A 596-nucleotide genomic window follows, 5' to 3' on the forward strand; every position below is an offset into this window, starting at 1 on the left:
GGCGTGACGATAAATTTAGTCTGTCTAATGACCAATTCGCTATCAAAGGTAAGTCCATTCGCATACCCAATCTAGGCTGGGTTCGATTAAAAGAAGCATTGCGATTTGACGGCAAGATCATGTCAGCTACCATCTCCAAGCGTGGCGGTAAGTGGTTTGTTAGCGTAGCCGTTGAGATGCAAGCATCTTCACTTCCTACTAAAAAGACAGGTAAAAGCGTGGGCATCGACCTTGGTATTACCGATTTGTTGGTTTTATCAGACGGCACTAAAATCAAAGCGCCAAACCCATTAAAGACCAATCTAAAACGTTTGCGCCAACTAAATAAAGCACTCAGCCGCACCAAAAAAGGCAGTAAAAACAGAGAAAAAGCGAAAACCAAGCTCTCTCGTTTGCACTACAAAATCAGGTGTATCAGGCAGGATTCTCTCCATCAGATTACAACAAAGCTGATTAATGACTTTGATGTATGAGCTATGCTGAAGAAACCGTAGAGATAAACTTGGTAAACTAAGCGTATTAATCGGAGTTTACCATGACCAAGAAATTAAGAACCTACAGTGACGAATTTAAAGCTGAAGCTGTTAAAAAGATAG

Annotated in this window: 1 protein-coding gene; it reads left to right on the forward strand. The window is 41.1% G+C overall.

The genetic code is table 11. The annotated features are described in order from the left end of the window. Positions 1-473, forward strand: a 473-nt coding sequence (locus tag DVY93_RS12405; RefSeq protein WP_230711049.1) for an RNA-guided endonuclease InsQ/TnpB family protein, incomplete at its 5' end; no start/stop codon positions are given. Positions 474-596 lie beyond the last annotated feature (123 nt).

It is taken from the genome of Psychrobacter sp. CCUG 69069, from assembly GCF_021023115.1.
Classification (GTDB): domain Bacteria; phylum Pseudomonadota; class Gammaproteobacteria; order Pseudomonadales; family Moraxellaceae; genus Psychrobacter; species Psychrobacter namhaensis.